Raw genomic sequence first — 3,990 nt, 5'->3', positions numbered from 1 at the left:
CCTCTTCACGACCCTCTTCACGACCCTCTTCACGACCCTCTTCACGACCCTCTTCACGACCCTCTTCGCGACCCTGCTCACGCAGTTTGCGCATCATCGGAGTCTCAGGCAAACCGTAATCGCGCATAATAATCTGTTCAGCCATTGCTGCTATCTCCTCGTCAGTGCATAGAAGCAATAATTCTGCCAATAATCGTTCACTTTGGTCATCCGTTGTGCCCTCGACTACCTGTCGAACGGCTGCCGTTAACATCACTTCGGGTTCGCGCATCCGCGTTTGCCCAATCAGCGCCATAAGCGCCGGACGCTTCAAGGCCAATAACTCCTCGGCGGATAATTCCCACAGCCTCACCACCTGATAACGCCATGCCAAATAGGTCGTTCCATCTAGATTATACAATGCGTGTATACCCTTATCACGCACTCCGGCCCCACCTAAATACAGCACCACACTGTAAATGGGGATATCACGATAACTGACTGCCAGGCGCGCCTGATACTCCAGCAAGCGTAAATGCATCGGTCGTTTGCTCCCTGGCCCCTGAAATTCCAGGTGCAAGATAACTTCTTGTCCCGAATCCAGCGTCACAAAGAGCACCATATCGGCGTCTAACACATCTGGCTCGGCCATCAGTTCATTCCGACGCGTGCTCACGTGCTGTACGGGACGAGCCAGGAGCCACGCCGCCAGATCGAACGCCGCCAATAACACAAACCTTTTGAGAGGATGATCCGTTTCTGCCATCGAGGATTTGCCACTGTTCTTATAAATACACACGGATACGTGTAGATTTCATTATAGCACACAAGAGCTATTTGTCAAATGGCAATCCCCGGTCTTTTAGGGCGATTGCATCTTCTTCCATCGCCGTCAACGCCTCGGCTAGTAGGTAGCGAAGGTCACCTTCGCGGCTTGATCGAGCCGGCGCAGGCCGGCTTCGCGCTCGGTAGCCAAGGCGTTGACGCCGACAGCGTGGGCATGGGTGTATTCCGCTAGGGAAGTGTTACTCGCAATCATGGGTAGCCAAGGCGTTGACGCCGACGGCGTGGGCATGAGGGCGATCCGCAGGTCTGGCGACACGCACCAACTGCGGCATCTCCTCATTCACGCCACAGCGCCAACCCGATGATTGTCCCTGTCACCAGAAAGACCCCACCAAGGCCAAGTGACAGCGCCCACGGACTGACACCCTGATCGGCAATGACGCCGGTGAGATACGCCGAGAGCGCGGTCGTCAATGTGAGCGCCGCATATTCGGTCGCAAACACACGCCCAAGCAATTGATCAGGCACCTTCGTCTGCAATAACGCCGTGCTGAAGACCCATTGCACACTGCCGCCAAGGTGGGCAAAGAGCACCGCCAGCGCTGCCAGCGCCAGCGTTGGCATTGCACTGAGCGCAAGGTAGCCCGCCGCCGTGACAAAGAAGCCCATCACGATGGCGCGGCGCAGAAAGCGTTGACCGTCGCCGCCGAGCCGCAGCGCCAGCAGCGGCCCAATGCCCGTGCCAAGCCCCCGCGCCGCATAGAGCAAGCCAATGCTCAGCGCCCCATCGCGCCCCAGCGGAAAGACCTCGCGCCCCAGCAGCGTGAGCAACAGCAACACCCCGCCCCCAATGCTCCACAACGCCTTCGTAACCGTTAACCAAAAAACCTCGCGATGGCGCACGACATAGCGTACCCCATCAAGTAATTCACCGCCGGCTTGCCCCGCCAGCGCCCACACCGAGCGCCCCCGTGACGCCTGATCAGCGCCGGAACGCTCCGACGGGCGCACTTGCACTGTCGCAATAATGGCCGCCGATAGTAGAAAGGAGGCCGCATCTAGCAGAAAAGCCGCCCGCACGCCCAGGGTAGCGGCAACCAGGCCACCCAGGGCCGCCCCGATCGCCAGCATGGCCGACCAGGTCGCCCCACTGATCGCATTCGCCGTCACCAACTCTTCACGAGTACAGAGACTCGGCAGAATCGCTGAACGAGCCGGCTCAAAAAAGGCCGCCATCGAGACCTTCAGCACCACCGCAACATAGATCAGCCAGAGCTCTGCCGGGCTATTGACAAGCAGCAAGAGCAAGACCATTGCCGCCCGACCAAGATCGCTCGCAATCAAAACCAGCTTACGCGGTAGCCGATCAATCACCACGCCCGCAAGCGGACTGACCAGCGCCCCTGGCAAAAACTCGGCCAGCAACAACAAGCCCAGCGCCTCACCCGAACCTGTCAAATTCAAAAGCAAAATAAAGAGGGCGATGCTATCAAGCCAATCGCCCAACTGACTCACAATCTGCCCGTACCAGAGCCGACGGAACTGCTTGTTGCGTTGCAACAACTCCAGATAGCCAACAGCCATTGCTAGTCCCGCGAACGCGACTTCATCACACGCTCGATATCACGTTGCGCATCGCGCTTCGCAATATCCTCGCGCTTATCATACAGCTTCTTGCCCCGGGCAACGCCCAACTCAATCTTGGCACGCCGTCCCTTAAAATAGATCTTCAGCGGCACCAGGGTCATCCCCTTCTGCCGGATCAACCCATCAATGCGCCGGATCTCACGCCGATGCAGCAACAACTTACGCGGGCGCGTCGGCTCGTGGTTAAAATACGTGCCTGACTGCTCATACGGCGAAATATGCGCCTCATACAAAAAGACCTCGTCACGAAAAACGCGGGCATAACTCCCCCGCAGATTCACCTTGCCCGCACGCACCGACTTAATTTCGGTGCCCGTCAAGACCAACCCCGCCTCAAAGGTCTCTTCAATTGTATAATCGTGGCGCGCCTTCCGATTATCGGCCACCACCCCGGCAGGAGGCTTCTTTGATGCCATAGAATCACCTCAAACATCCTCAACAAAGAAGCCAGGTAGCGCTGCTACCTGGCCTATCACTCGTGGCTCCCCGACGTGGATTCGAACCACGAACCTACTGATTAACAGTCAGCCGCTCTACCGTTGAGCTATCGGGGATCACTCCGCTCACGGACAGGGCGGATTATAGCATAGGTTTTCGCTTTCTGCAACTCGTACAACAAGCCTGGTATCCACGATGGGCTACCACTTTGACGTAGCCCTAGCACAACCGGGAATTTCTAGGCAACAGCGCCGAATTATGCTACTATATCCTCTATGCTAAACGATCAACACGCTGCTAATAGATCTTCCACGCGCCTCAAAGCCTACCTCGTCCACCTCTACACCGCCTCGACGACGGTGCTACTGCTGCTCTCGACCCTCTTCCTGCTGGATGGGCAACTAGCCGCAGCGCTCTTTACGATGCTGCTCTGCATTATCATTGATGGCACCGATGGAATGTTGGCGCGGCGCTACAATGTCAAGAAGTATGTGCCCGAGATTGATGGCCGTGCCATGGATGACGTGATTGACTTTGTGGCCTACGTCTTCCTCCCAGTTCTTTTTATGGTCAAAGCTGAGATGTTGCTCCAACCAGTGCTCCTCTTTGGGTCATTGCCATTGCTCGCCAGCGCTTTTGGCTTTGCCCGGGTTGATGTGAAGCTCGATGACGAAGGCTTCTTCCTCGGCTTTCCCTCCTACTGGAACCTACTCGTTGCCTACCTCTACCTCATCAGTGTGCCCGCCTGGCTCAACACGGTGATCGTGATCATCCTCTCCATCCTGGTCTTCATCCCGACACGCTACATCTATATCACACGCTTACCGCGCTACCGCAAGTCGCACCTGGCCGCAGCAACCATCAGCGGCATCTTTCTGCTTGCCGCCGTCCTGTCCACCGAAACGCTGCGGACTCCCCTTGCCCTGATTTCGCTCATCTATCCCATCTTTTACATAATCCATTCATTGCGCCTCAACCGCGCAGCGCGTTAAATACGGGCACGGCGGTGCCGTGCCCCCCCGCCGCCCTGCCCCCCCCGCCCCGTACGGGCACGGCTTGCCCGTGCCCCCCGCCGCCGCGCCCCGCCGCCCCGTACGGGCACGGCTTGCCCGTGCCCCCCGCCGCCGCGCCCCGCCGCCC

The 3,990-nt window shown here is 58.0% G+C and carries 4 protein-coding genes and 1 tRNA gene; 1 reads left to right on the top strand and 4 read right to left on the bottom strand.

The features are described 5' to 3' along the window. From EYB53_RS04770 to EYB53_RS04755, 4 genes are all read right to left on the bottom strand, one after another. Positions 1 to 706, bottom strand: a 706-nt coding sequence (locus EYB53_RS04770; protein ID WP_167857259.1) for an RpnC/YadD family protein, incomplete at its 3' end; no start/stop codon positions are given. 395 nt (positions 707 to 1,101) lie between these two features. Further along, positions 1,102 to 2,349 (bottom strand): MFS transporter, encoded by a 1,248-nt coding sequence (locus tag EYB53_RS04765; RefSeq protein ID WP_135477070.1) that lies wholly within the window; start codon positions 2,347 to 2,349, stop codon positions 1,102 to 1,104. A 2-nt stretch (positions 2,350 to 2,351) separates the two neighbouring features. After that, positions 2,352 to 2,828: an SsrA-binding protein SmpB gene (gene smpB / locus EYB53_RS04760; protein WP_135477069.1), complete on the bottom strand. Its 477-nt coding sequence runs from the start codon at positions 2,826 to 2,828 to the stop codon at positions 2,352 to 2,354. Positions 2,829 to 2,891: 63 nt separating this feature from the next. After that, a tRNA-Asn gene (locus EYB53_RS04755) sits at positions 2,892 to 2,966 on the bottom strand. A 159-nt stretch (positions 2,967 to 3,125) separates the two neighbouring features. Here EYB53_RS04755 and EYB53_RS04750 point away from each other — a divergent pair. Further along, positions 3,126 to 3,842 carry a CDP-alcohol phosphatidyltransferase family protein gene (locus EYB53_RS04750; RefSeq protein WP_135477068.1) on the top strand — a complete coding sequence of 239 codons (717 nt, stop codon included), beginning with the start codon at positions 3,126 to 3,128 and terminating at the stop codon, positions 3,840 to 3,842. Positions 3,843 to 3,990: the final 148 nt, after the last annotated feature.

The sequence above is a fragment of the Candidatus Chloroploca mongolica genome (genome assembly GCF_004762035.2).
GTDB classification, from domain to species: domain Bacteria; phylum Chloroflexota; class Chloroflexia; order Chloroflexales; family Chloroflexaceae; genus Chloroploca; species Chloroploca mongolica.
This window is presented reverse-complemented; position numbering and strand designations above follow the sequence as displayed.

Coding starts and splice junctions, on each gene's coding strand:
- EYB53_RS04750 (WP_135477068.1), top strand. CDS start 3,126: ATGCTAAACGATCAACACGCTGCTAATAGATCTTCCACGCGCCTCAAA.
- smpB (WP_135477069.1), bottom strand. CDS start 2,828: ATGGCATCAAAGAAGCCTCCTGCCGGGGTGGTGGCCGATAATCGGAAG.
- EYB53_RS04765 (WP_135477070.1), bottom strand. CDS start 2,349: ATGGCTGTTGGCTATCTGGAGTTGTTGCAACGCAACAAGCAGTTCCGT.